The sequence below is a fragment of the uncultured Jannaschia sp. genome, from assembly GCF_947503795.1.
Lineage (GTDB): Bacteria > Pseudomonadota > Alphaproteobacteria > Rhodobacterales > Rhodobacteraceae > Jannaschia.
The window spans coordinates 231841-254550 of the sequence record NZ_CANNEZ010000002.1 but is presented as its reverse complement, the minus strand read 5'-3'; the positions used below and the strand labels follow the sequence as shown (position 1 = coordinate 254550).

Genomic DNA, 22710 nt, shown 5'->3' with positions numbered 1-22710 from the left:
GCCGTCAGTCGCGCAGCGTGTAGCCGTCCCAGCCGAGGATCACGCGCACCTTCTGGCGCGTGTCCATCTGCGGGATGCCGAATTCCATCGTCCCGCCCTGCAACTGCATGTGGAGCGCCGCGATCTGGCGGGTCGTGAGGCTGCCCGCGTCGACGGCGCCGAAGCCCAGCGTGTTGAGCCGCGTCTGCACGGACTGAACGAGCTGCGCGTTGGGCGCGGCCTTCACCGGCGCCGCGACGAGCAACCCCGCGATGGCCAGTGCCAGCAGTCTCATCGCAGAATGCGGTCGAAACCGCGCTGCAGGAGGCCGCCATTGAGGATCGTGTCGATCTGCCAGCGGATATTGCCGTTCGAGCGACCCGAATGCAGCACGTGCTGCAACTGCACGACCTGTCCGGCGCTCAGGCGGCGCACATCGACATCGCGAAAGCCGTAGACCGGCAATTGCTGCGACAGGTGGACCCGCGCGGAGTTCATCGGGGCATTGGCGGCAACGGGCGCAGCCAGGGCCACGATAACTGCGGCAAGGACGAGGCGTCCGGTCATGTCGGGTCTCCTTCGGAGCGGTCGATTGGGCTTGGGAACGTTATGCCCCATGCGCCCATGTTATCCAAAAACGGCAGGCGCGTCAGCCGGTTCCGCCGACATTCTCGGCGAAGCTGGTCTTGAAGGCGGCCTCCTGCTCGGGGGTCGCGTCGCGCTGGTGTCGGGCCTTCCACTCGGCGAAGGGCATGCCATAGAACGCCTCGCGCGCCTCCTCCTTGGTCATCTCGATGCCGCGCTCGCCCGCGGCCTCGCCATACCAGCGCGACAGGCAGTTCCGGCAGAACCCCGCGAGGTTCATCAGGTCGATATTCTGCGCATCCGGGCGGTCATCCAGCAGGTGCTGGCGCAGGCGGCGGAAGGCGGCGGCCTCGATCTCGGTCCGGGTCTGGTCATCCATCTTCGACATCCTCCAGGGCTGCGGTCAGGTGCGGGGCGATGCGGGCGGCCCATTCGCGCTGCCCGTCCTCGTCCGAGATGAGATCGTTTCTCAGCTCGATCAAGACATGCAGGCGGCCGTGGACGATGGCGTGGCGGTCCATCGCGTCGCCCGGCAGGTGCCCGGTATAGGGCTCGTTCTCGCCCACCAGGAGGTCCGGCTCGCCCCGCAGACGCGCGATCAGCGGATCGGCCAGCCGCCGGTCGCCCGCGAAGAGGATGCCGATCTGCCACGGCCGGGGCGGGCGCCCGCGGAGCTGCGGCGTGAAGCTGTGGATCGAACAGATCACGGGGTCGCGCCGCGCTGCCAGAAGGCCCGTCAGCGCATCGTGATAGGGGCGATGGAACGCGGCGAGGCGGCGCTCGCGCTCGGCGGGGGCGAGATGGCGGTTCGCCGGGATGATCGTGCCGTCATAGAGCCGCATGACCAACGTCGGGTCGTCTTCGCCGCGGTTCGGGTCGATCACAAGCCGCGAGAAATCCGACAGGACGGCCGGTCCGTCCAGCATACCGGCCAACGCCCGCGTCACGCCCGCCGCACCGACATCCCACGCGATGTGGCGCGCCATGTCCGACGCCGGCAGACCCAGGTCGCCGCCCGCCACCGAGCGGGGCACGCGGTTCGACGCGTGGTCGCAGGTGACGACCCAGCGACCGGCGCCATTCGCGTTCTCGACATGGTGGGAGGGGCCGTCCATGGCGGCATGCCTAGCCGCGCCCGCGCCGGTTGGGAAGCCGCTTGGCGCAGGCTGCCGTGCACCGTAGATTGCCGGCGAAGTGTTGCGGCCACGCCCCGGACGGGGCAAAGGTGCGAGCGCTAACGGACCCACGCCGCAGGAGCGCCCCATGAGACGCCATCGCAACGTCAAGATCGTCGCCACCCTCGGCCCCGCATCGGACGATTACGACACCATCCGAAGCCTGTTCGAAGCCGGGGCCGACGTGTTCCGCCTCAACATGAGCCATGGCGGCCATGACGACATCCGGGCCCGCCACAACACGATCCGCGACATCGAGCGCGACACCGGTCGTCCGATCTGCATCCTCGCCGACCTGCAGGGCCCGAAGCTGCGCTGCGGTGTGTTCGAAGGGGACTCGGCCGAGATCGAGGAGGGCCAGAAGTTCCGCTTCGACCTCGACGAGACGCCGGGCGACGCCACCCGCGTGCGCCTGCCCCACAAGGAAATCTTCGCCGCGTTGGAGCCGGGCAGCACGCTTCTGGTCAATGACGGCAAGCTGCGCCTCAGGGTCGAGGCCTGCGGCGACGATTATGCCGATTGCGTCGTCGTCACCGGCGGCACCATCTCGAACCGCAAGGGCGTCAACGTGCCCGACGTGGTGCTGCCGCTGGCCGCGCTGTCCGAGAAGGACCGCAAGGACCTGGAGTTCGTCTGCGAACTGGGAGTCGACTGGCTGGCGCTGTCGTTCGTGCAACGTCCCGAGGACGTGGACGAGGCGCGCGCGCTGGCGCGCGGACGCGCCTCGATCCTGTCGAAGATCGAGAAGCCCGCCGCGGTCGAGGCGTTCGAGTCGATCCTCGCGGTGTCCGACGGCATCATGGTCGCCCGCGGCGATCTGGGCGTCGAGCTGCCGGTGCAGGCGGTGCCGCCGATCCAGAAGCGTCTGATCCGCAAGTGCCGCGCGGCCGCCAAGCCGGTGATCGTGGCGACCCAGATGCTCGAATCGATGATCGAGAGCCCGATGCCCACCCGCGCCGAGGTCTCGGACGTCGCACAGGCGATCTACGAGGGCACCGACGCGGTCATGCTCTCGGCCGAATCCGCCGCTGGCCAGTACCCGCTCCAGGCGGTCCAGACGATGAACGCCGTCGCCGAGGAGGTCGAGAGCGATCCGACCTTCCGCGAGATCATCGAGGCCAGCCGGTCCTCGCACCTGACGACGACCGCCGACGGCATTGTCGCCGCCGCCCGCGAGATCGCCGAGACCACCGACGTCAAGGCGATCTGCGTCTTCTCGCATTCCGGTTCGACCGCGCTGAAGGTCAGCCGCGAGCGCCCCCGCGTGCCGATCATAGGCCTGACGCCGATCCGCGAGACCGCCCGGCGGCTGGTTCTGTCCTGGGGCGTGCATTCGGTCGAGACCCAGGAGGTGGAGCGCTTCAAGTTCGCCGTCGTTTCGGCGGTCCGCGCCGCCAAGGCGTCGGGCTTCGCCGAGGACGGCGATCAGGTCGTGGTGACCGCGGGCATACCGTTCAACGTGCCCGGCTCGACCAACATCCTGCGGGTTGCGCCCTGCGACGAGCGTCTGATCTTCGGGGGCGAGGGCGACTGACATGGACGGGCTGGCCGCGCTCTGGGCCCGCCTGCGCGCGGGCTGGGCCGACCTGCCGTCGATCCCCGACCTGCCGCTTCCGCATCCGGGCGATCTCGACGTCCTGATCGTGATCGCCACGGTCGTGACGATGCTGGGCATCATGGGCGTCGTGACCGCCTGGGTGGATCGGCGGGTGTCGGCGAAGTCGCTGCTGGCCACGCTGGTCGGGATCGCGCTGTTCTTCTGGGTCTGGGAGGTGGATCGCGACGGCTTCGGGCTCATCCGCATCCCCGAGGCCTTCATCGAGATGGTCGCGCGGGTCATCCGCTGAGCGTCGGCCCGCCCGTCGCCGCCGCCTCTTGCCACGCCCCCGCCGCCCTGCTACCCGGCGCGCTCGAATGACCGCACGCCCGGCGATTGGGATGCCGAGGCGCGCGATGAATGAAGGAGCCCGAAATGCCCAAGATGAAGACGAAGTCGAGCGCCAAGAAGCGCTTCAAGGTGACCGCGACGGGGAAAGTCCTCGCCGGTCAGGCCGGCAAGCGCCACGGCATGATCAAGCGCCATAAGAAGTTCATCCGCGATGCCCGCGGTACGACCACCCTGTCCGCTCCTGACGCGAAGATCGTCAAGAGCTACATGCCCTACGATCGCTGAGGAGGAGAGAACATGTCCCGAGTCACCTCCGGCAAGGTCACCCACGCCCGCCACAAGAAGATCATCAAGGCCGCCAAGGGCTATTACGGCCGTCGCTCGACGACGTTCCGGACCGCCACGCAGGCCGTCGACAAGGCGAACCAGTACGCCACGCGCGACCGCAAGAACCGCAAGCGGACCTTCCGCGCCCTGTGGATCCAGCGGATCAACGCCGCCGTGCGCGCCCATGACGCCGAGATGACCTATTCGCGGTTCATCAACGCGCTGGCCAAAGCCGGGATCGAGGTCGACCGCAAGGTCCTCGCCGATCTCGCCGTCCACGAGCCCGAGGCCTTCGCGGCCATCGTCGACCAGGCCCGTGCCGCGCAGGCCTGAGCCGCGCGCCTGACCGAATGCGGGGCCGTCCTTCGGGGCGGCCCTTTTTCGTATCCCGACGGGAGTTGGCGCGGGATGAACCGATCCCGCGCATCCGCCGTTGATCCCGTGCCCCAACCCCGGAGACTGCCCATGCGCGCCGCGTTCCTCGCCCCCTTTGCCCTTCTGGCCGCCTGCGTGGCGACCCCGTCCTCGGACGACGCCATCCTCGCCATCGGCGACAGCGTCATGGCGTGGAACGGCGCGGCGGGCATCCCCGAGGCGACCGCCGCAGCACTCGGCCGCCCCGTCACCGACCGCTCGAAATCGCTGGCCCAGATTACGAACCCCAACGGTGCGGCCGCCGCCCTCGGGTTCGACATCACGCGCCAGTTCGCCGGCGCCGGGGGCGGTTGGGACTGGGTCATCCTGACCGGCGGCGGGAACGACATCCGCGACGATTGCGCGACGCCCCGGATGGACGCCACCCGCGACGCCCTGATCGGCCCGCGCGGCACGGGCGACATCCCGACCCTCGTCGCGCGCATCCGCAGCACCGGCGCCAAGGTCGCCTTCGTCGGCTATTACGACGGGGCCGAGACGTCGCCCACCGGCTTCACGCCCTGCCAGCCCGCCTTCGACGTGATGAACGCGCGGATGACGCAACTGGCCGCGCGGGATCCGGGGCTGGTCTTCCTCGATGCAGGCGACGTGATCGATCCGGGCGATCTGGGCCTCTATGCGCGCGATCTCGTGCATCCGTCGGCGCGGGGGTCGGCCGTGATCGGACGGGCGCTCGCCACCGCGATGCGCGCCGTCGAACGCGGGTCTTGACCTTCCAGCTACTGGAAGGACTATTTCGCATGACATGAACATCAGCGATGCCGCGGAGCGCTCCGGCCTGCCCGCCAAGACCATACGATATTACGAGGAGGTCGGCCTCGTGACGCCCGAACGGGGGGCCAACGGCTACCGCCGCTTCTCCGAGCGCGACGTGCACGACCTGACCTTTCTCGGTCGGTCCCGCGCGCTGGGCTTCGGTCTGGGCGAGTGCCGCGCGCTTCTCGCGCTCTGGCGCGACGACGCGCGAGCCAGTGCTGAGGTCAAGCGCATCGCCACCGACCATCTGGCCGGGATCGAGGCGCGCATCGCCGACCTGCGCGCGATGCAGGACACGCTGCGCGACCTCGTGAACCGCTGCGCCGGGGACGACCGGCCCGACTGCCCCATCCTCCATTCCCTGCAAACCTCTCGACCGGAGCGCTGACATGCCCAAGGACACCGCGACCGACACGGTCAAGCGCGCCACGCTCTACCGCATGGTCATGCCCGACCACCTCTGCCCGTCGGGCCTGAAGGCCAAGGACCTTCTGGAGCGCGAGGGCTACGAGATCGACGACCGACCCCTGCGCAGCCGGGCCGAGACCGATGCGCTCAAGGCCGAGCTCGACGTCAAGACGACGCCGCAGGTCATCATCGACGGCACGCGGATCGGCGGCTACGACGCGCTGCGTGCCCATGTCGGCAAGCCCTTGCCCGACCCGAAGGCCACCACCTACCGCCCCGTTCTGGCGATCTTCGCGGTGGCCGCGCTGATGGCCGTGGCGCTGAGCTGGCGGATCGACGGGCTGCTGCTGCAATGGCAGATCGTGCCGTGGTTCGTCGCCATCGCGATGTGCCTTCTGGGCATCCAGAAGCTGCAGGACGTCGAACGCTTCTCGACCATGTTCCTGACCTACGACCTCCTTGCACGGCGCTGGGTGCGCTACGGCTACATCTATCCCTATCTCGAAACCGGCGCGGGCCTTCTGATGCTGGCCGGCGCGCTCCTGTGGCTCGCGGTGCCCGTGATGCTCGTCATCGGCACGATCGGGGCCGTCTCGGTCTTCAAGGCGGTCTATCTCGACAAGCGAGAGCTCAAATGCGCCTGCGTCGGCGGCGGCTCGAACGTGCCGCTGGGCTTCGTGTCGCTCAGCGAGAACCTCGCCATGATGGGCATGGGCCTCTGGGGGCTGTCGCGGCTGATCGCCTGATCACACGACCCGAGCGGCGGCGTGCTCAGGCGTAGGCCGCCTCTTCGACCGCGTCGTAGAGCTTGAGGAAGCGCGGGTCCACGAAGGGCAGCGTCTGCGTCATCACGACGCCGCAGACATTCGCGGTGCGGTCCGCCCACCAGTGGGTGTTCAGCACCCCGGCCCAGGTCAGCGTGCCCGCCCGGCGCCGCCCGTCGATATCCGCATCGTTGCGCAGCCCGGCGAAGCCGTGCCCGGCGGCACCCGGATAAGGGTCTACATCGTCCGTGATCGGAGGCGCGACGGTAACCATCCGTTCGAACTTCCGGCCCTCCATCTGGTCGGCATAGAGCGCGTCGACCGCGCCCTCCGACAGAAGGCGCGTCCCGTCCAGCGCGCCGCCGCCCAGCAGCATCCGCAACAGCCGCATGTAATCGGGCGCCGTCGAGTAGAGGCAGTGTCCCATCCCGTAGACCTCCGGCGCGGGCGGCGGGGCCAGCTCGAACGGCCCGAGGGTGCCGTCTTCGCCCCGGATCCGGACCTCGGCCAGCCGATCCTCCATCCCGTCCGGCTCGAACGCCGTGGCGGACATGCCCAGCGGCCCGAAGATCTCCTCGCGGCAGAAGGCGTCGATGCGCCGTCCGTCCACGGCTTCGACCACGAGACCCAGCCAATCGATCGACGGACCGTAGCCCCAGCGCGCGCCCGGATCGAACATCAGCGGGTAATCCATCGCGGCCCGCGTCCCCGCGAGGATCGACGGGTGCCCCGTCGCCTCGAGATAGCGGGCCATGTCGGCGTTCCAGAACTCGTATTCCAGCCCGGACCGGTGTGTCGCCAGATGCCGCACCGTGGCCGCCGTCTTCGGCGCGCGCAGGCGCGGCGCATCCCCGTCCCAGCCGTCCAGCACCTGAAGCCTGTCCCAGTCCGGGACGATCCCCGCCACCTCCGCATCCATCGAGAGCTGACCGCGGTCGATCAGGATCATCGCGGCCAGCGATCCGACCAGCTTCGTCATCGAGAAGATGCGAAAGGCGGTGTCCTCCGTGGCGGGGCGGCCCGGCGCGGCGTCGCCGGCGACGGCCTTCGCGGTGATCCCATCACGATCCCCCAGCATGATGACGGCGAAGGGCACGTCCCCGTTCGCGACTGCGGTTCCGGCGATCTGGTCGAGTTGCATGGCGGTCTCCTCCCGGAGGGCAGCTTTCCCCAAGCGTGACCCTGCGTCAACGCGCGGACGGTTGCGCCGCAACCGGGGCCGCGATAACCCGCGCCCATGGACGATCTGCGCGACAAGTATCTGGGCCAAATCCGCGACGCCTCCGACGAGGATGCGCTCGAACAGGTGCGGCTCGCCGCCGTCGGCAAGAAGGGCGAGGTCGCGCTGAAGATGCGCGAGCTGGGGCGCATGACCCCCGAGGAGCGGCAAGAGGCCGGCCCCCGGCTCAACGCCCTGAAGGACGAGATCAACTCCGCCATCGCCGCCCGGAAGGCGGGGCTGGAGGATGCGGCGCTGGACGAACGGCTGCGCTCCGAATGGCTAGACGTCACGCTGCCGACGCGCGCCCGCCGTCAGGGCACGATCCATCCGGTCAGCCAAGTCACCGAGGAGGTGACGGCCATCTTCGCCGATATGGGCTTCGCCGTGGCCGAGGGCCCCCAGATCGAGACTGACTGGTACGTCTTCGACGCGCTCAACATCCCCGGCCACCACCCCGCGCGCGCCGAGATGGACACGTTCTACATGGCCGAGAGCGCGGGGACCGACGACGCGGGCAACCCCTTCGTCCTGCGGACCCACACCTCGCCCGTCCAGATCCGATCGATGGAGAAGACCGGCGCGCCGACGCGCATGATCTGCCCCGGCCGCGTCTACCGCGCCGATTACGACCAGACGCACACCCCGATGTTCCACCAGGTCGAGGGCATGGCGATCGATCGCGACATCTCGATGGCGAACCTCAAATGGTGCCTCGAGGAGTTCTGCCGCGCCTTCTTCGAGCTCGACGGCATCGAGCTGCGCTTCCGCGCCTCGCATTTCCCCTTCACCGAGCCCTCGGCAGAGGTCGATATCCGCTGCTCCTGGGAGGGCGGGACGCTCAAGCTGGGCGAGGGCGACGACTGGCTCGAGATCCTCGGCTCCGGCATGATGCATCCCAAGGTGCTTCAGGCGGGCGGCATCGATCCCGAGGAATGGCAGGGCTTCGCCTTCGGCATGGGCATCGACCGGATCGCGATGCTGAAATACGGCATCCCCGACCTCCGCGCCTTCTTCGACAGCGACCTGCGCTGGCTGAAGCATTACGGCTTCGGCGCGCTTCAGGCGCCGACCCGGCACGCGGGGTGACCGGACGCGGCCTGCACAGCATCGTGCGGGCCATGGACCGCGCGCTGCTGCCCGATATGGCGGACCTCACGCTCCAACCGGTCTGCATCGACAGCGACGCGCGGGTCGGCATCTCGGACATGACCGAGGACGAGGCGCGGGGGATCATGGGCGAGATCGACGCCAAGTCCTCGGCGCTGCTCGCCGTGCTCGCCATCATCCTTGCGACCTCGGCCTTCGTCTTCTCGCTCGATCAGACGTGGTGGACGCTTCTGTTGATGTTCGGGCAGGTGCTGACGATCTCGGTCTCGATCCTCTTCCTCCTGAGATGCCTCGTGTACGAGCCCGCGCCGCGCCTGCGCGCCGTCTTCTCGCTCCGGGATGTCGAGGAGGCGCACCGCCTCCAGATCGAGGCCATTCGGCAGGTACATTACTTCAATCGCGTCATCGTCCTGACGGTCGTGACCTGCCTTCTGTTTTTCGCGATGTCGGTCATCGTCGGCATCGATGCGATGACGGCGCTCGGGGCCGCCTGAGCCTTCAGCCGCCCCTCAGCCGCTCCAGCATCCGCGGTGGCATGTAGCCGTCGGGAACCAGCCCCTCGCTCGCCTGCCAGCGCCGGATCGCGTCGAGCGTCAGCGGCCCGACCAGCCCGTCGAACTTCTGCGGGTCGAACCCCGCCGCGGCCAGCAGGCGCTGCATCTCGACCCGCTCGTCGAACCCGAGGGCGCGGTCGCCGCGAGGCCAGCCGCTTTGGATCGGGTCGCCGCCCGCCAGCCGGTCCGCCAGATGCCCGACCCCGATGACGTAGGCGTCGGCGGTGTTGTAGCGCTCGAGCACCATGAAGTTCGGCCAGGTCGCGAAGGCCGCGCCCGCCCGGCCCGCGGGCACCCGGATCGAGATCGGCGTCTCTCCTGGAAGCGTGCCGCCCGCGACGGGCTGCACGCCCAGCGCCGTCCATTCGGAGGGGGTCTTCGTGACCAGCGAGGACGCCTCGGAATAGTCGAACCCCTCGGGCAGCATCACCTCCATGCCCCAGGGCTGCCCCGTCTCCCAGCCGTGAAAGGCGAGATAGGCCGCGGTCGAGGCCAGCGCGTCCACCGGATCGGTGCCCCAGACGTCACGCCGCCCGTCGCCGTCGAAATCCACTGCGTGGTCCAGAAACGAGCTCGGCATGAACTGCGTGTGTCCCATCGCGCCCGCCCATGACCCGCGCATCGCGGCTGCTGTTACGTCCCCGGCCTCGAGGATGGTCAGCGCGGCCAGAAGCTGCGCCTCGAAGAAGTCGCGCCGCCGCCCGTCTGCGGCCAGCGTTGCGACCGCGTCCAGGGTCGAGGTGTCGCCCATGAAGGCGCCGAAGCTCGATTCCAGCCCCCAGATCGCGGCGACGATCTCCTTCTCGACGCCGAACCGCGCCTCGATGGCCTCCAGCGCCGCCGCGTTCGCGGCCAGCGCCGCGCGCCCGTTCCGCACGCGCCCGTCGCTGACGGCGAGGTCGAGATACTCCCAGATCGTGCGGGTGAATTCCGACTGGTTGCGGTCGAGCCGCACCGTGTCTGCCAGCCAGTCCAGCTCGGGCAGGACAGCGTCGAGCGTCGCGGGGGCAATCCCCGCCGCTTCGGCACGGGGTCGGAACTCGTCGAGATAGGCCGGAAGGTCATCGGCTTGGGCGGGCAGGGCAAGGAGGAGGGCGCAGAAGAGGTATCTCATGGCCGTCACGATAGCGGCCCCGCGCGGCGATTGCTGCGGCGAAATCGACGGGCGCATCGTTTCCATGCCGACCTGCCTAGCGTCGCCGCTTCGGCGCCTTCTTGAACTTGCGTTTGCCGCCCTTCGGCGCGGATCGCCCGCCGCGGCCCTTCGTCTTCATGCGCTCGCCTTCGATCGCCAGAAGTTCCAGTACGAGCCCGCCCGTCACCGGCACCGCCTCGGCCAGCCGCACGGTCACGCGCTGGCCCAGCCCGATCTCGGTCCCGCTCTCGGAGCCCGTCAGCACCTGGTCGTCCTTGTCGTAACGGAAATATTCCGACCCGAGCGAGCGCACCGGGATCAACCCGTCCGCCCCCGTCTCGTCCAGTCGCACGAACACGCCGAAGGCTTGCACGCCCGAGATGCGGCCCGCGAATTCGGCGCCGATCTTGTCGGCCATGAAGGCCGCGAGATAGCGGTCATTGGTGTCCCGCTCGGCCACCATCGAGCGGCGCTCGGCCTCGGAGATCAGCTTGGCCGTCGCGTCAAGGTTCTCGATGTCCCAGGCCGACAGCCCGTCCTCGCCCCAACCATGGGCCGTGATCAGCGCGCGGTGCACGATCAGGTCGGCATAGCGCCGGATCGGCGAGGTGAAATGCGCGTAGGACCGCAGCGCCAAGCCGAAATGCCCCATGTTCTGCACGCCGTAATAGGCCTGCGTCATCGCGCGCAGCGTCGACATCGAGATCAGCTCCGACAGCTCCGTCCCCTCGGCCGCGTGCAGCAGCCGGTTGAGCGTGGCGGTCCGCAGCACCTGCCCCTTCGGCAAGTCGAATCCGCTGGCCTTGGCCGTCTCGCGCAGGCTCTCGATGCGGTCGGCCTCGGGCTCTTCGTGGACGCGGTAGAGAAGCGGCGTCCTCAGCCGCTCCAGCTCCTCGGCGGCGGCGACGTTGGCGAGGATCATGAACTCCTCGATCAGGCGATGCGCGTCGAGCCGGTCGCGGAAGGCGACGCTCTCGACCTCGCCCGCGTCGCTGAGAATGATCTTGCGCTCCGGCAGGTCGAGATCGAGGGGCTGGCGTTCGCTCCGCGCGGTCTTCAACGCGCCGTAGGCCGCGTAGAGCGGTGTCAGAACGTCGCCCAGAAAGGGCGCGGTTCGGTCGTTCGGCGCACCGTCGATGGCGGCCTGCACCTCTTCGTAATGCAGGCTCGCGGGCGACCGCATCAGGCCCCGATGGAACCGCTGCGACCGCTTCCGGCCCGCGGCATCGATCACCATGCGAACCGCGATACAGGCCCGCTCGACCCCTTCGTGCAGCGAGCAGAGATCGCCCGACAGCGCATCCGGCAGCATCGGCACCACGCGGTCGGGGAAGTAGGTCGAATTGCCACGCTCCCGCGCCTCGCGGTCGAGGGCCGAACCGGGCGTCACATAGGCCGCGACATCCGCGATGGCCACCCAGATGACATGGCCGCCCTCGTTCTGCGGATCGTCATCGGCATGTGCGTAGCAGGCGTCGTCGTGGTCGCGCGCGTCGGACGGATCGATGGTGATGAGCGGAAGGTCGCGAAGGTCCGTCCGGTCGCCCAGCACGGGCGCCTCGGCAGCCTCGGCCTCGGCCACGGCCTCGTCGGGGAAGTCGTCGCGGAGCCCGTGTTGATGGATCGCGATCAGGCTGACGGCCTTGGCGGCCCCCGGATCGCCGAGCCGGGTGACGATGCGCGCCTTCGGCAGGCCCATTCGCGTCCGGCCACCGACCTGCTCGGCCTCGACCAGCTCGCCGTCGCGCGCGCCCTCGACATCATGCGGGCCGACGAGCCATTCGCGGTCGTTGCCCTTGTCGACGGGCAGGATGCGCCCGCCCTCGGGCCCGGCGCGGAACACGCCGACGACGCGGCGCGGCCCGGTGCCGATCCGGCGGATCAGCCGGCCCTCGAATTGATGATCCTCGCCCGCGACCTCGGTCAGCCGGACCAGCAGGCGGTCGGCCGCCCCGAGCGCCGGGTCGCCATCCTTCGGTACGTAGAGGATCCGCGGCTCGGGCGCGTCGCCCTTCCAGTCGGCGGGCGCGAGGAACAGGTCGCCGTCGCGATCCTGGCCTGCGACCTTCAGCACGCTGACCGGCGGCAGGCGGTTCGGATCGTCGTAGCTCCGCTTGCGCTTCGATAGGTGCCCCTCGTCCTCCATCTCGCGCAGGATGCGCTTGAGGTCGATGCGCGCCGCACCCTTCACGCCGAAGGCCTTGGCGATGTCGCGCTTGGAGGTGAGGGCGGGGTTGTCGGCGATCCATTGCAGAATGGCCGCCTTGTCGGGGAGGGTGCTCATGCGGGGGCAGCTAGCACGCGCATGAGGTGCTATCCACGCCGGATCACCGGGGCCAGCCGGGGCGGCGCGGGGGCCGGCTCCTCGGCGAAGTCGAACGCATCGAGCCGGTCGGCCCGCTTGCCCGCCCGCTCGGCGGCGGTGGTGATCCCCTCAACGTCGCGGCGCGCCTGGTCGAAATGCGTCTCCAGCTTGCCCGCCCGCTCGACGATCAGCTCGACGTCCCGGTGCAGCGCGGCCAGCGCGGCCCGGATCGCGCCCGCCTGTTCGCGCATCCGGTGGTCCTTGAGGATCGCCCGCAGCGTGTTCAGCGTCGCCATCGTCGTCGTCGGCGACACGATCCAGACGCGCAGGCCGAACGCCTCGCGCACGACCTCCGCGTGGTTCGCGTGCAGCTCGGCATGGATCGCCTCGGAGGGCAGGAACATGCACGCGCCCTCCGCCGTCTCGCCCGGCAGGATATACTTCGCCGCGATGGCGCGCACATGGGTCCGGATCGCGGCGCGGAAACCGGTGACCGCCCGCGCGTCCTTCGGGTCGGCGATCAGCGCCTCGTAGCTCTCCAGCGGGAACTTCGCGTCGATTACCAGCGGCCCCGGCGGATCGGGCATGTGGATCAGGCAATCCGCGCGGCGCCCGTTCGACAGCGTGGCCTGCCAGGTGAACCCGTCGGGCGGCAGCGCGCGCTCGACGATATCGCGGAGCTGGATCTCGCCGAACGCGCCGCGCGTCTGCTTGTTCGTCAGGATGTCCTGCAGGCCCAGCACGTCTGCAGAGAGCGCTTCGATCTTGGTCTGCGCCGCGTCGATGGTGGCCAGCCGTCGTTGCAGGTCGCCCAGCGCTTGCGCCGTCTTCTCGGCCGAGGCGCCCAGCGCGTCGCCCACCTGTGCGTCGCCCGCCCGCTGCTGGTCGCGCAGCGCGCCCAACGTGCCCGCCAGATGCGCCTGTCCCCGCGCCATGTCGCCCAGCCGCGCGGTCAGGACCGCGACCAGCACGATCAGCACCAGCATCACCAGCGCCGCCGCGCCCCCGCCGATCACCAGAGGGTCGCCCAGGTCGACGGTCATGTCCGCCCGAACAGCCGCTCGATATCCGACAGCTTCAGTTCGACATAGGTGGGCCGCCCATGGTTGCACTGTCCCGAATTGGGCGTCGCCTCCATCTCGCGCAGGAGCGCGTTCATCTCCGGCCCCGAGAGCCGGCGGCCCGTACGCACGGAGCCGTGGCAGGCCATCCGACTGAGGATCGCGTCGAGCCGCGCGCGCAGCGACAGCGGGTCGGCCTCGTCGTCGCCCTCGATCTCGTCGAGGATGTCGCGGATCAGCGCTTCGGCCGAGCAGGTCCCGAGGATCGCGGGGGTTTCGCGCACCGCGACGGTGCCCGGCCCGAACGCCTCGACCGCAAGGCCCAGCCGCCCGAGATCCAGCGCCAGAAGCCGCTCGGCCGCCGCCGCGCCGACCTCGATCACCTCGGGGATCAGCAGCGCCTGGGCGCGGATACCGCTCTCGTCCATCTGCCGCTTCAAACGCTCGTAGACTAGCCGCTCATGGGCGGCATGGGCGTCGACCAGCACCATGCCCGTCGCCGTCTGCGCCACGATCCAGTTCTCGTGCAGATGCGCGCGCGCTGCCCCGAGCGGTCCCTCGGCCTCGACCTCCGGCTCGATCCGGGCGGCGGGCGCTTCGGCCAGACCCGGCATCTGCGCGGCATAGGCCGTGCTTCGTGCGCCCGCCGAGGGCCGGTCCATCTGGTAGATCGGCGCGGCGGGACGTTCGGGCGTCATCGCGCCGAGCGCCGCCCCCGCCACCGTGGTCGAGGCCCGGTGCCCGTTCTCGGCCAACGCGTGCCGCAGCCCCGAAACGATCAGTCCGCGCACCAGCCCCGCGTCGCGGAACCGGACCTCGGTCTTGGCGGGGTGGACGTTCACGTCGACCAGAACCGGATCGCAGGTCACGAACAGCGCCGCGACCGCGTGGCGGTCCTTCGCCAGCACGTCCATGTAAGCCCCGCGCAGTGCGCCGGTCAGCATCCGGTCCCGCACGGGGCGGCCGTTGACGAAGAGGTATTGGTGCACCGCGTTGCCGCGCGAATAGGTCGGCAGCGCCGCCAATCCGGTCAGCGAGAAGCCTTCGCGGAGCGCGTCGAGCACCATCGCGTTCTCGGGGAAGTCGCGCCCGAGGATCGTCGCGAGTCGTCCCGCGCGGTCGGAGGCATCCGCCCGGAACAGCACCCTGTCGCCGCCGTCGGACACGTCGCGCAAGCGGAAGGCGACGCCCGGCTCGGCCATGGCCAGCCGCCGGATCGCGTCCGTCACGGCCATCGTCTCGGCGCGCTCGGATTTGAGGAATTTCAGCCGCGCGGGCGTGGCGTGGAAGAGGTCGCGCAGCTCGACCACCGTGCCGCCCCGCAGCGCCGCCGGGCGCACGGGGTCGATCCGGCCGCCCGAGACGCGGATCGATGCCGCCTCGGCCGCGCCCGCCGCGCGCGTGGTGATCGTTAGTCGCCCGACGGCCCCCAGCGACGGAAGCGCCTCGCCCCGGAAGCCGAAGGACCGGATATCCAGAAGGTCCGTCCCGTCGATCTTGGAGGTCGCATGCCGCGAGAGTGCCAGCGGCAGGTCGGCGGCGGCGATCCCGTGGCCGTCATCGGTCACCCGGATCAGCGTCCGGCCCCCGTCCGCGATCTCGACCGAAATCCGCGTCGCCTGCGCGTCGAGCGCGTTCTCCACCAGCTCCTTCACGGCGCTTGCGGGTCGCTCCACCACTTCGCCGGCTGCGATGCGGTTCACGGCGCCCTCGTCCAACTGACGGATGCGCGGTAGGATCATATTGCGGTCGGTGGCGCCCATGCCCCAAGGGGTAGCATGGGCGCCGCCGATTCTGACAGGGGCTAAAAGCCTTCGGTGGTCAGGTCGTCGGGCTGGCCCACGACCACGAAATGCAGGTCGTCGGGCCGCAACAGCCGGGCCGCGACCCGTGCGATATCCTCGGAGGTGACGGCCATGATGCGGTCGTTGCGGCCGGGGATGTAATCCACCCCGAGGCCCAGCGATTGCATTCCCACGAGGATGCCCGCGATCCGCGAATTGCCGTCGAAGCGCAGCGGGTAGGCACCGGTCAGGTAGGTTTTCGCCCGCTCCAGCTCGGCGGCGCTGACGCCTTCGGATGCGAGCCGCGCCCATTCCTCGCGCACGAGGCGCACGGCCTCGGCGGTCTTGTCGTTCGACGACGAGAACTGGCCCATCCACTGCGCGGCGTGGTCGCGGGGCGCGAGGAAGGTTCCGATCCCGTAGGTCAGGCCCCGCTTCTCGCGGACCTCCGCCATCAGGCGCGACTCGAACCCCGCGCCGCCGAGGATATGGTTGAGGATATAGGCCGGGAAGTAGTCCGGATCGTCGAAATCGATGCCCTCATGTCCGAAGAAGACGACCGATTGCGGGCTGGGGAAATCCACGACCGTGATGCCGCCCTCGAGGACCTTGTCGGCATCGGCGACCACGCCGCCGCCCGTCGCGGGCAGATCGCCCAACAGCTTGTCCAGAAGCGGGCCCAGCTCCGCGGCGGTGATGTCGCCGGTCACGCCGACGCGCACCCGGTCGCGGGTCAGCGCATCCGCATGGGCGTCACGCAGGTCGTCGGCGGTCAGCGCCGAGACCGTCTCGACCGTGCCGTCGATGACCGAACCGTAGGGATGGTCGGGAAAGGACAGCGCCTGGAAGGTGCTGGACGCGATCGCATCCGGGTCGCTCGCGTCCTGTGCCAGCACGGCCAGCACCTGGTCGCGGACCCGCTCGACCGCGGCATCGTCGAAGCGCGGCGAGATCAGCGCGTCGCGCAGAAGCGCGATGGCGTCGGGCGTCGTCTCCGTCAGGAACTCGGCCGAGATCGAGACGCTGTCCTGCCCGGCATCGAAGCCGAACCGCGCGGCCAGATCCTCGGTCGCCTCGGCGAAGGCGCGGGCATCGCGTTCCGCCGCCCCTTCCTCCAACAGCCCGGTCATCAGGTTGACCGCACCCCGCTTGCCGGGTCGGTCCAGCGCGGCCCCGCCCTCGAATTGCAGCTCGAGCGCGATGAAGGGAATGGAATGCTCCTCCACCAGCCAGGCCTCGATGCCGCCGGGCGACGTCACCTCTTGGATCTCGACCGCTGCCAGCGCGGGCAGGGGAAGGGCGGCCATCGCAGCGATGGCCCAGGCGCGGATCGGGATCATTGGGTCACCTCGTCTTCGGTCTCGGGGCGGGTCAGCCAGCCCGTCACGCTGGTCTCCGGCACCAGAACGTCGCGCGCGACGCGCAGCACGTCGGCCTCGGTCACCGCGGTCAGCGCGTCGGGCCATGCGGCGACATCCTCGACCGTCAGGCCGGAGGTCAGTGCGACGCCATATTCGCGCGCCCGGCCCTCCAGGCTGTCGCGGCTGTAGATCTCGGAGGCGCGGGCCGACGCCTTGATCCGGTCGAGCTGGACCGGGTCCACCCCGTCTTCGAGCAGCGACGCGATCATGCGATCCATATCGGCCTCGGCCTGCTCCAGCGTGCGGTCCGGCGTGGGGATCACCACGAGGCCGAAGGTCGTGTCGTCATAGGAGGTGCCCGAGTAGAAGGCCGACGTATAAAGCGCCACGCCCTCCTCCTGCTCCAGCGTCCGGCCCATGATCGAGGTCGCCGACGACCCGCCCAAAAGCTGCGCGAGGATCGTCAACGCAGCGGCGTCGTCCTGGTCGCCCGCGTCGCGTTCCGGTGCGAGGTATGTGCGGATGACGTAAGGATTGGACACCCGCGTGTCTGCATAGCTCAGGCGTCGCGGCGAAAGTTGCGGCGGCTCGGCCGGGCGGACGCGCTCGCCGAGGCCGGGCGTGGGTTCCAGCGCGCCGTAATGTTCCTCGGCCAGCGCGCGGACTTCGTCGGGATCGACATCGCCCGCGACGATCAGCGTGGCGTTGTTGGGGGCGTAGAACTCGCCGTAGAAGTCCAGCGCGTCCTGCAGGTCGAGCGCCGACACCTCCTGCGGCCAGCCGATGATCGGCACGCGGTAGGGGTGGTTGAGATACTGCACGGCGTTGCGCATCTCGCCGAAGATCGCGCCGGGATTGCTGTCGGTGCGCTGCGCCCGCTCCTCCAGCACCACGTCGAGCTCCGTCAGCATGTCCTCGTCGTCGAGCACGAGGTCGCGCATCCGGTCGGCTTCCATCTCCATCATCAGGCCCAGCCGGTCGGCGGCGACGCGCTGGAAATAGCCGGTGTAATCCTTGCCCGTAAACGCGTTGTCGGTCCCGCCCTGTGCGGCCACGACCCGGCTGAACTCGCCCGGCTCCAGCTCGTCGGTGCCCTTGAACATCAGATGTTCGAGAAAATGCGCGATGCCGGATTTGCCCGGCGGCTCGTCGGCGGCGCCGACATCGTACCAGACCATGTGGACCACGACGGGCGCGCGGTGATCCTCGATCACGACCGCGTCGAGGCCGTTGGGCAGGGTGAAGGTCGTGACCGTGTCGTCGAGGCTGGGCTGGGCCAGAACGGGCGCTGCGGCCAGCGTGGCGGCGGCGAGAAGGGGCAGTCTCAAGCGGGAACCTCCGGGATGCATCTCTCGCATGACAAATGAGGCCCCGGCGCGCGGAATCAAACCGGGGGACCGGCAGGATTCACGCGATTGTCAGGATGGGCTCAGTCGACCGTCGCGGGATCGGGCGGCGCCGCGACCGTGCGCACGCCCGCGCGGCGCAGGCGCGCCAGCTCGGCATACTGGTCGAGCGAGAGCGGGCGATACGCCTTGTAGTAGACGTTCACGTTGAACACCCGCTCGAGCAGGCGACCATCGTTCTTGCGGCGATATTCGAGGTCCTCGGCGGCAAGCTGGCCGCGAATGCCCTGTTGCAGGCCGTAGCGCGACACCGCCGCGACCAGCGCGCCATCGGCGCCCGCGCCCGCGGCCGCGTTGCCGCCCAGGGCCGCTATGGCCTCGGCCTCGGGGGCGCGATCGGTGCGGTTCGACCCACCGGGCGTGGGCGGCGGAAGGGCGGCGAAATTCTCGGGCTGTTCCAGCGGGCGCGACGGCAGGATCGAGAACTCGTCCGGCGTCCGGTCGGCCTTGCGCAGGTTGAACAGCGTCGGGTTGTCGCGCTCGCAGGCCGCGACGGTCAGCACCAGAAGCGCCGCCATTCCCATCCGTCCGATCATTCCGCGATCCCCCGCGTCTTCCCGTTCGACCCCCTCCTAACGCAACCTTCGGGCAGGGTCACGGGGCTTTGGCGCCTTTGGTCCGGTCATCGCCCCAGACGATCAGCCCGAAAGCGCCCGCGAAGATGAAGACGTCGGCCAGATTGAACGCATAGGGGTTGTTGAGGCCGCAGCAGGACATGTTCAGGAAATCCGCCACCGCGCCGTAAATGACACGGTCCAGCGCGTTCGCCAGCGCCCCGCCGATCACGAGACCCGCCGAGACGAAGGCCATCGGCCGGACGAACCCCCGCGCCCAGCGGATCAGCAGGAGCGACACCCCGACCGCGATGGCGACGAGGACCCAGCGTGCGCCCGCCCCGCTCAGAAGGCCGAAATTGATCCCCTCGTTCCAGCCCATGCGGAGTGTCAGGAACGGGGGCAGCACCTCGATGATGCCGATCTGGCGCAGGTCCATCCCGAAGACGACGATCAGCTTCGAGAGCTGGTCGACGGCGAAGGCCAGCGCGGCGGAGATCCAGAGCGCGCGCATCAGTGACGGAAATGCCGCATGCCGGTCAGCACCATCGCCAGACCGGCCTCGTCGGCCGCCGCGATCACGGCGTCGTCCCGCATCGACCCGCCGGGCTGGATCACCGCCGTCGCCCCCGCCTCGGCCGCCGCCAGAAGGCCATCGGCGAAGGGGAAGAACGCGTCGGACGCGACGACCGAGCCCACGGCGGCCGATCCGTCCAGCCCCAGCACCTCGCCCACGTCCACGGCCTTCCGGGCCGCGATGCGCGAGCTGTCCAGCCGGCTCATCTGGCCCGCGCCGATGCCCACCGTCGCGCCATCCTTCGCATAGACGATGGCGTTGGATTTGACGTGCTTGGCCACGCGCCATGCGAACATCAGGTCGCGCATCTGGGCCTCGGTCGGGGCCAGCTTCGTGACCACTTTCAGATCCGCCGCCGAGACGTGCCCCGCATCGTGGTCCTGTGCCAGCCAGCCGCCCGCCACCTGCCGGAGCGCCCGCCGCGCGGCGCGCGGATCGGGCAGCGTGCCCGTCGTCAGAAGCCGCAGGTTCGGCTTGGCCGCGAAGACCGCTTTCGCTGCATCGTCGGCCTCGGGCGCGATCACGACCTCGGTGAAGATCTCGACGATGGCGCGCGCCGTCGCCTCGTCCAGCGGGCCGTTCAGCGCGACGATGCCCCCGAAGGCACTCGTCCGGTCGCAGTCGAAGGCGTGCGCGTACGCTTCGGCGAGCGTGGCGCCCGTCGCCACGCCGCACGGGTTCGCATGCTTGATGATCGCGACCGCCGGGCCGTCGAACTCGGCCACCAGCTCGACCGCGGCATCCGTGTCGTTGATGTTGTTGTAGCTCAGCGCCTTGCCCTGGTGCTGCGTCGCCGTCGCCACGCCGGGCCGCGCGCTGCCATCGGTGTAGAAGGCCGCGCCCTGGTGCGGGTTCTCGCCGTAGCGCAGGGGCTGGGCCAGCACCCCCGCCGCCGCGACGCGCCGCGGCACCTCTTCGAAGCGCGCCATCCAGGTCGCCACCGCCGCGTCATAGGCGGCTGTCCGGCCATAGGCGATCGCCGCCTGCCGCTGCCGGAAGGGCAGGGTGGTGGCACCGTCATTGGCATTCAGCTCCTCCAGAAGCGGAGCGTAGTCCTCGGGGTCGACGATCACCGTGGTGAAGCCGTGGTTCTTGGCCGCCGCCCGGATCATCGCCGGGCCGCCGATGTCGATGTTCTCGATCACCTCGGGCGCGTCCGCGCCCCGCGCCACCGTCGCCTCGAACGGGTAGAGGTTCACGACCAGCAGGTCGGTCGGCGCGATCCCGTGCGTCGCCATCGCGTCCACATGCGACGGCTGGTCCCGCAGCGCCAGAAGGCCGCCATGCACCGCCGGGTGCAGCGTCTTGACGCGCCCGTCCATCATCTCGGGAAAGCCCGTCAGTTCGGACACGTCGCGCACCGCGAGCCCCGCGTCGCGCAAGGCCTGCGCCGACCCACCGGTCGAGACCAGCTCGACCCCCCGCGCGGCCAGCGCCGTGCCGAGATCGGTCAACCCCGCCTTGTCGGATACGGAGATCAGGGCGCGTTTCACGGGCACGGCGTCGGTCATCGGAGAATCGTCCTTCCAGCTCTCAGCCCCGGCTCTCGGCAGGCGACGGCGGCAGGTCCGTCGCCTCCTGTGCCCGTGTCCAGGTCCAGTCGATGGTGGCCGCATACTTCACCACGCGGTCGGAGAGAACCACCTGTTGCGCGGCGCGCGGCTTCAGCCGGGTGCCCTCCAGATGGACCGACGGCTCCAGCGTCGGCACGAGGTCGCGGCCCGGCTGGAACACCCAGACCTCGCCCGAGGGCAGGGCGACCGACACGGCCCGCCCGCCCATATCCACCTCGGCCTCGGCATCGGGATGCAGGTGGAACCGGATCTCGAAGGGCACGCCCTGCAACTTGGCCTCGGTCTGCGCGTCCTCGAACCGCTCCTTGTCCGCGGCGCTGACGGCGCGCAGCGAATCCTCGCCCGACAGCGTCCGCCCGTCCGAGGCCAGCACCAGCCGCCGCAGATGGGTCAGCCCGTGGGACGGCGCGTAACCGTCATGGCTCAGCACAACGGTCGTCGCCCGGCGCGACCCGCTTCTCTGCCATTGCACCCGCGCGGGCGTCTGCACGAGCGGTGCGATCCGGCGTCCGTCGCGGGCCAGAAGCGGCCCGATCCGGCTCGAGGACCAGCCGCTGAGCGAGAGGGTCGAATGGCTCGCCGTGGCGCGGCCGGCGCGGTGCCAGTCCGGCCCGAACGCGCCGCCGGGCCCGCAATTGACGATCACCGGGCAAGCCCCCGAACTCAGCTCGAAGGCGAGCGTCGAGGCATGTGCCGAGCCCGACGCGATCCCCGTCGGCGGGGCGGCGGCATCGACCACGACCGAGCTGGGCCCATGCGCCAACGCGACGAAGCCCATCGCGAGCCCACTATCCATGCGCCCCCGGATCCCGCTGTCGACGAGGACGCGGTCCAACCGCCCCGGCAGACCCCGCCCGCCCCCGTGAAACCGCGCGAGCCCGCCATCCGCATGCCGGAGCGCGCGCAGCGTCGGGACGATCCGCGCCTGCGCCTGCCGCAGCCCCTCGGGCACCTCGCCGATCTCCGACAGGGCCGCGATTGCCCAGCCCAGAAGCGTCGCCACCTCCAGAAGCGCCTCCGGGTTGCGGCTGGCGATGCCGCCATCGTCGCCGACATCCTCGGCCATCGCTTCTGTCAGGTCGGCCGCGGCCCGTTGCCCAAGATCGCCCAGGCCTTCCAGCGTCAGCCCGGCATAGAGGAGCCCCGTCAGCGCCTCCATCCGCGGCAGGCCCGCGGGTGCCTGCGTCCAGTTTCGCGACAGGTAGACCGTCTGGCGATAGGCCGTCTCGAAGAACGCCGCCTGATCGGGCGCGGGCATCCCCTGCAGGAGGATCGGCGCGTGGCTGATCCAGCGCAGCACCCGTCGCCCGGTCAGCGCGGGGGCCCAGCCCCGGCCCGTGCCACGCCCGTTCCGGCGCGCCCATTCGAGGATCCAGCCGCGCGCCGCCGCAACCGCGTCGCCCGTGCCGACGGCCATCACATCGTCGAGCCAGCTTTGCCCGTGCAGCATCATCTCGAACGGGTCGGACGGCGCCTCCAGCGTCCAGGGCGACGCCCCCGGCGCCTGCACGAGCTGCCCGGCCAGATGCCACGTTCCGTTCAGGATGTGCCGCCCGCGCTGCGCCGACCCGGTGCCGCGCGGCTCGGGCTGCCAGACCAGCGACCGGGTGCCCTTCGGGGGCGCGGATCGCGCCACGCGCCAGCGCGTGTTCCATCTGTCGCGGAGGGTGCCTGCCCGTCCCATCGCTTCGTTCCCGACCTCGGTGGCCCCTGTCGCCGGGGCCTTCGCGCGCGACGATACGCCGCCCGCCAT

Annotated in this window: 24 protein-coding genes; 9 read left to right on the top strand and 15 right to left on the bottom strand. The window is 70.0% G+C overall.

Translation table 11 applies throughout. From position 1 onward, the window contains the following. Window positions 1-4 precede the first annotated feature (4 nt). From Q0833_RS13760 to Q0833_RS13745, 4 genes are all read right to left on the bottom strand, one after another. Entirely contained in the window at window positions 5-274 is a 270-nt protein-coding gene (locus Q0833_RS13760; RefSeq protein ID WP_298435869.1) for a hypothetical protein, read from the bottom strand. Next, window positions 271-546, bottom strand: a complete 276-nt coding sequence (locus Q0833_RS13755) for a hypothetical protein (protein WP_298435868.1) — start codon at window positions 544-546, stop codon at window positions 271-273. Before Q0833_RS13755 ends, Q0833_RS13760 begins: the two co-directional genes overlap by 4 nt. A gap of 82 nt (window positions 547-628) precedes the next feature. Beyond that, entirely contained in the window at window positions 629-943 is a 315-nt protein-coding gene (locus Q0833_RS13750) for a DUF1244 domain-containing protein (protein WP_298435867.1), read from the bottom strand. Further along, window positions 936-1679 carry an N-formylglutamate amidohydrolase gene (locus Q0833_RS13745; protein WP_298435866.1) on the bottom strand — a complete coding sequence of 248 codons (744 nt, stop codon included), beginning with the start codon at window positions 1677-1679 and terminating at the stop codon, window positions 936-938. Before Q0833_RS13745 ends, Q0833_RS13750 begins: the two co-directional genes overlap by 8 nt. Before the next feature lie 148 nt (window positions 1680-1827). On the opposite strand from Q0833_RS13745, the gene pyk reads away from it, so the two are divergent. From pyk to Q0833_RS13710, 7 genes are all read left to right on the top strand, one after another. Then, on the top strand, window positions 1828-3273 hold the full coding sequence (pyk, locus tag Q0833_RS13740; RefSeq protein ID WP_298435865.1) for a pyruvate kinase: 1446 nt from the start codon (window positions 1828-1830) through the stop codon (window positions 3271-3273). Between the two features lies 1 nt (window position 3274). Then, window positions 3275-3586 carry a hypothetical protein gene (locus Q0833_RS13735; RefSeq protein ID WP_298435864.1) on the top strand — a complete coding sequence of 104 codons (312 nt, stop codon included), beginning with the start codon at window positions 3275-3277 and terminating at the stop codon, window positions 3584-3586. Window positions 3587-3711: 125 nt separating this feature from the next. Next, on the top strand, window positions 3712-3912 hold the full coding sequence (gene rpmI, locus Q0833_RS13730; RefSeq protein ID WP_298435863.1) for a 50S ribosomal protein L35: 201 nt from the start codon (window positions 3712-3714) through the stop codon (window positions 3910-3912). A gap of 12 nt (window positions 3913-3924) precedes the next feature. Further along, window positions 3925-4287, top strand: coding sequence for a 50S ribosomal protein L20 (rplT, locus tag Q0833_RS13725; RefSeq protein ID WP_298435862.1), 363 nt, complete (start codon window positions 3925-3927; stop codon window positions 4285-4287). A gap of 132 nt (window positions 4288-4419) precedes the next feature. Beyond that, window positions 4420-5100 (top strand): SGNH/GDSL hydrolase family protein, encoded by a 681-nt coding sequence (locus Q0833_RS13720; protein WP_298435861.1) that lies wholly within the window; start codon window positions 4420-4422, stop codon window positions 5098-5100. A 34-nt stretch (window positions 5101-5134) separates the two neighbouring features. Continuing rightward, window positions 5135-5533, top strand: a complete 399-nt coding sequence (gene cueR / locus Q0833_RS13715; protein ID WP_298435860.1) for a Cu(I)-responsive transcriptional regulator — start codon at window positions 5135-5137, stop codon at window positions 5531-5533. 1 nt (window position 5534) lies between these two features. Further along, entirely contained in the window at window positions 5535-6299 is a 765-nt protein-coding gene (locus Q0833_RS13710; RefSeq protein WP_298435858.1) for a MauE/DoxX family redox-associated membrane protein, read from the top strand. Between the two features lie 25 nt (window positions 6300-6324). Here Q0833_RS13710 and Q0833_RS13705 read toward each other — a convergent pair whose 3' ends face one another. Continuing rightward, a complete protein-coding gene (locus Q0833_RS13705) occupies window positions 6325-7458 on the bottom strand; it encodes a serine hydrolase (RefSeq protein WP_298435856.1) in 1134 nt (377 codons plus the stop codon). A gap of 96 nt (window positions 7459-7554) precedes the next feature. Here Q0833_RS13705 and pheS point away from each other — a divergent pair, with 96 nt between their 5' ends. Further along, window positions 7555-8625, top strand: coding sequence for a phenylalanine--tRNA ligase subunit alpha (pheS, locus tag Q0833_RS13700; RefSeq protein ID WP_298435855.1), 1071 nt, complete (start codon window positions 7555-7557; stop codon window positions 8623-8625). A 32-nt stretch (window positions 8626-8657) separates the two neighbouring features. Beyond that, window positions 8658-9140 carry a hypothetical protein gene (locus Q0833_RS13695; protein ID WP_298435854.1) on the top strand — a complete coding sequence of 161 codons (483 nt, stop codon included), beginning with the start codon at window positions 8658-8660 and terminating at the stop codon, window positions 9138-9140. Window positions 9141-9144: 4 nt separating this feature from the next. On the opposite strand, the gene Q0833_RS13690 is transcribed toward Q0833_RS13695, so the two are convergent. The 10 genes from Q0833_RS13690 to Q0833_RS13645 form a co-directional block, all read right to left on the bottom strand. Beyond that, window positions 9145-10314 carry a lytic murein transglycosylase gene (locus Q0833_RS13690; RefSeq protein WP_298436880.1) on the bottom strand — a complete coding sequence of 390 codons (1170 nt, stop codon included), beginning with the start codon at window positions 10312-10314 and terminating at the stop codon, window positions 9145-9147. A 76-nt stretch (window positions 10315-10390) separates the two neighbouring features. Continuing rightward, on the bottom strand, window positions 10391-12619 hold the full coding sequence (gene rnr / locus Q0833_RS13685) for a ribonuclease R (RefSeq protein ID WP_298435852.1): 2229 nt from the start codon (window positions 12617-12619) through the stop codon (window positions 10391-10393). 29 nt (window positions 12620-12648) lie between these two features. After that, window positions 12649-13683, bottom strand: coding sequence for a DNA recombination protein RmuC (locus Q0833_RS13680; RefSeq protein WP_298435851.1), 1035 nt, complete (start codon window positions 13681-13683; stop codon window positions 12649-12651). Then, complete coding sequence (gene mutL / locus Q0833_RS13675; protein WP_298435850.1) at window positions 13680-15464, bottom strand: DNA mismatch repair endonuclease MutL; 1785 nt, start codon at window positions 15462-15464, stop codon at window positions 13680-13682. Before mutL ends, Q0833_RS13680 begins: the two co-directional genes overlap by 4 nt. Before the next feature lie 41 nt (window positions 15465-15505). Next, window positions 15506-16825 carry a pitrilysin family protein gene (locus Q0833_RS13670; protein ID WP_298435849.1) on the bottom strand — a complete coding sequence of 440 codons (1320 nt, stop codon included), beginning with the start codon at window positions 16823-16825 and terminating at the stop codon, window positions 15506-15508. Next, window positions 16822-18174, bottom strand: coding sequence for a pitrilysin family protein (locus tag Q0833_RS13665; RefSeq protein WP_298435848.1), 1353 nt, complete (start codon window positions 18172-18174; stop codon window positions 16822-16824). Before Q0833_RS13665 ends, Q0833_RS13670 begins: the two co-directional genes overlap by 4 nt. Window positions 18175-18275: 101 nt before the next feature. Further along, window positions 18276-18788 carry a DUF3035 domain-containing protein gene (locus Q0833_RS13660; protein WP_298435847.1) on the bottom strand — a complete coding sequence of 171 codons (513 nt, stop codon included), beginning with the start codon at window positions 18786-18788 and terminating at the stop codon, window positions 18276-18278. A 58-nt stretch (window positions 18789-18846) separates the two neighbouring features. Further along, window positions 18847-19320, bottom strand: a complete 474-nt coding sequence (lspA, locus tag Q0833_RS13655; RefSeq protein WP_298435844.1) for a signal peptidase II — start codon at window positions 19318-19320, stop codon at window positions 18847-18849. Then, window positions 19320-20894, bottom strand: coding sequence for a bifunctional phosphoribosylaminoimidazolecarboxamide formyltransferase/IMP cyclohydrolase (gene purH / locus Q0833_RS13650; protein ID WP_298435842.1), 1575 nt, complete (start codon window positions 20892-20894; stop codon window positions 19320-19322). Before purH ends, lspA begins: the two co-directional genes overlap by 1 nt. 22 nt (window positions 20895-20916) lie before the next feature. Then, window positions 20917-22710, bottom strand: coding sequence for a heparinase II/III family protein (locus Q0833_RS13645; protein ID WP_298435840.1), 1794 nt, complete (start codon window positions 22708-22710; stop codon window positions 20917-20919).

Coding starts and splice junctions, on each gene's coding strand:
- Q0833_RS13710 (WP_298435858.1), top strand. CDS start 5,535: ATGCCCAAGGACACCGCGACCGACACGGTCAAGCGCGCCACGCTCTAC.
- Q0833_RS13760 (WP_298435869.1), bottom strand. CDS start 274: ATGAGACTGCTGGCACTGGCCATCGCGGGGTTGCTCGTCGCGGCGCCG.
- Q0833_RS13660 (WP_298435847.1), bottom strand. CDS start 18,788: ATGATCGGACGGATGGGAATGGCGGCGCTTCTGGTGCTGACCGTCGCG.
- Q0833_RS13670 (WP_298435849.1), bottom strand. CDS start 16,825: ATGATCCCGATCCGCGCCTGGGCCATCGCTGCGATGGCCGCCCTTCCC.
- Q0833_RS13755 (WP_298435868.1), bottom strand. CDS start 546: ATGACCGGACGCCTCGTCCTTGCCGCAGTTATCGTGGCCCTGGCTGCG.
- lspA (WP_298435844.1), bottom strand. CDS start 19,320: ATGCGCGCGCTCTGGATCTCCGCCGCGCTGGCCTTCGCCGTCGACCAG.
- Q0833_RS13720 (WP_298435861.1), top strand. CDS start 4,420: ATGCGCGCCGCGTTCCTCGCCCCCTTTGCCCTTCTGGCCGCCTGCGTG.
- purH (WP_298435842.1), bottom strand. CDS start 20,894: ATGACCGACGCCGTGCCCGTGAAACGCGCCCTGATCTCCGTATCCGAC.
- rnr (WP_298435852.1), bottom strand. CDS start 12,619: ATGAGCACCCTCCCCGACAAGGCGGCCATTCTGCAATGGATCGCCGAC.
- Q0833_RS13750 (WP_298435867.1), bottom strand. CDS start 943: ATGGATGACCAGACCCGGACCGAGATCGAGGCCGCCGCCTTCCGCCGC.
- Q0833_RS13705 (WP_298435856.1), bottom strand. CDS start 7,458: ATGCAACTCGACCAGATCGCCGGAACCGCAGTCGCGAACGGGGACGTG.
- rplT (WP_298435862.1), top strand. CDS start 3,925: ATGTCCCGAGTCACCTCCGGCAAGGTCACCCACGCCCGCCACAAGAAG.
- rpmI (WP_298435863.1), top strand. CDS start 3,712: ATGCCCAAGATGAAGACGAAGTCGAGCGCCAAGAAGCGCTTCAAGGTG.
- Q0833_RS13680 (WP_298435851.1), bottom strand. CDS start 13,683: ATGACCGTCGACCTGGGCGACCCTCTGGTGATCGGCGGGGGCGCGGCG.
- pyk (WP_298435865.1), top strand. CDS start 1,828: ATGAGACGCCATCGCAACGTCAAGATCGTCGCCACCCTCGGCCCCGCA.
- Q0833_RS13735 (WP_298435864.1), top strand. CDS start 3,275: ATGGACGGGCTGGCCGCGCTCTGGGCCCGCCTGCGCGCGGGCTGGGCC.
- Q0833_RS13745 (WP_298435866.1), bottom strand. CDS start 1,679: ATGGACGGCCCCTCCCACCATGTCGAGAACGCGAATGGCGCCGGTCGC.
- cueR (WP_298435860.1), top strand. CDS start 5,135: ATGAACATCAGCGATGCCGCGGAGCGCTCCGGCCTGCCCGCCAAGACC.
- pheS (WP_298435855.1), top strand. CDS start 7,555: ATGGACGATCTGCGCGACAAGTATCTGGGCCAAATCCGCGACGCCTCC.
- Q0833_RS13645 (WP_298435840.1), bottom strand. CDS start 22,710: ATGGCGGGCGGCGTATCGTCGCGCGCGAAGGCCCCGGCGACAGGGGCC.
- Q0833_RS13695 (WP_298435854.1), top strand. CDS start 8,658: ATGGACCGCGCGCTGCTGCCCGATATGGCGGACCTCACGCTCCAACCG.
- mutL (WP_298435850.1), bottom strand. CDS start 15,464: ATGGGCGCCACCGACCGCAATATGATCCTACCGCGCATCCGTCAGTTG.
- Q0833_RS13690 (WP_298436880.1), bottom strand. CDS start 10,314: ATGAGATACCTCTTCTGCGCCCTCCTCCTTGCCCTGCCCGCCCAAGCC.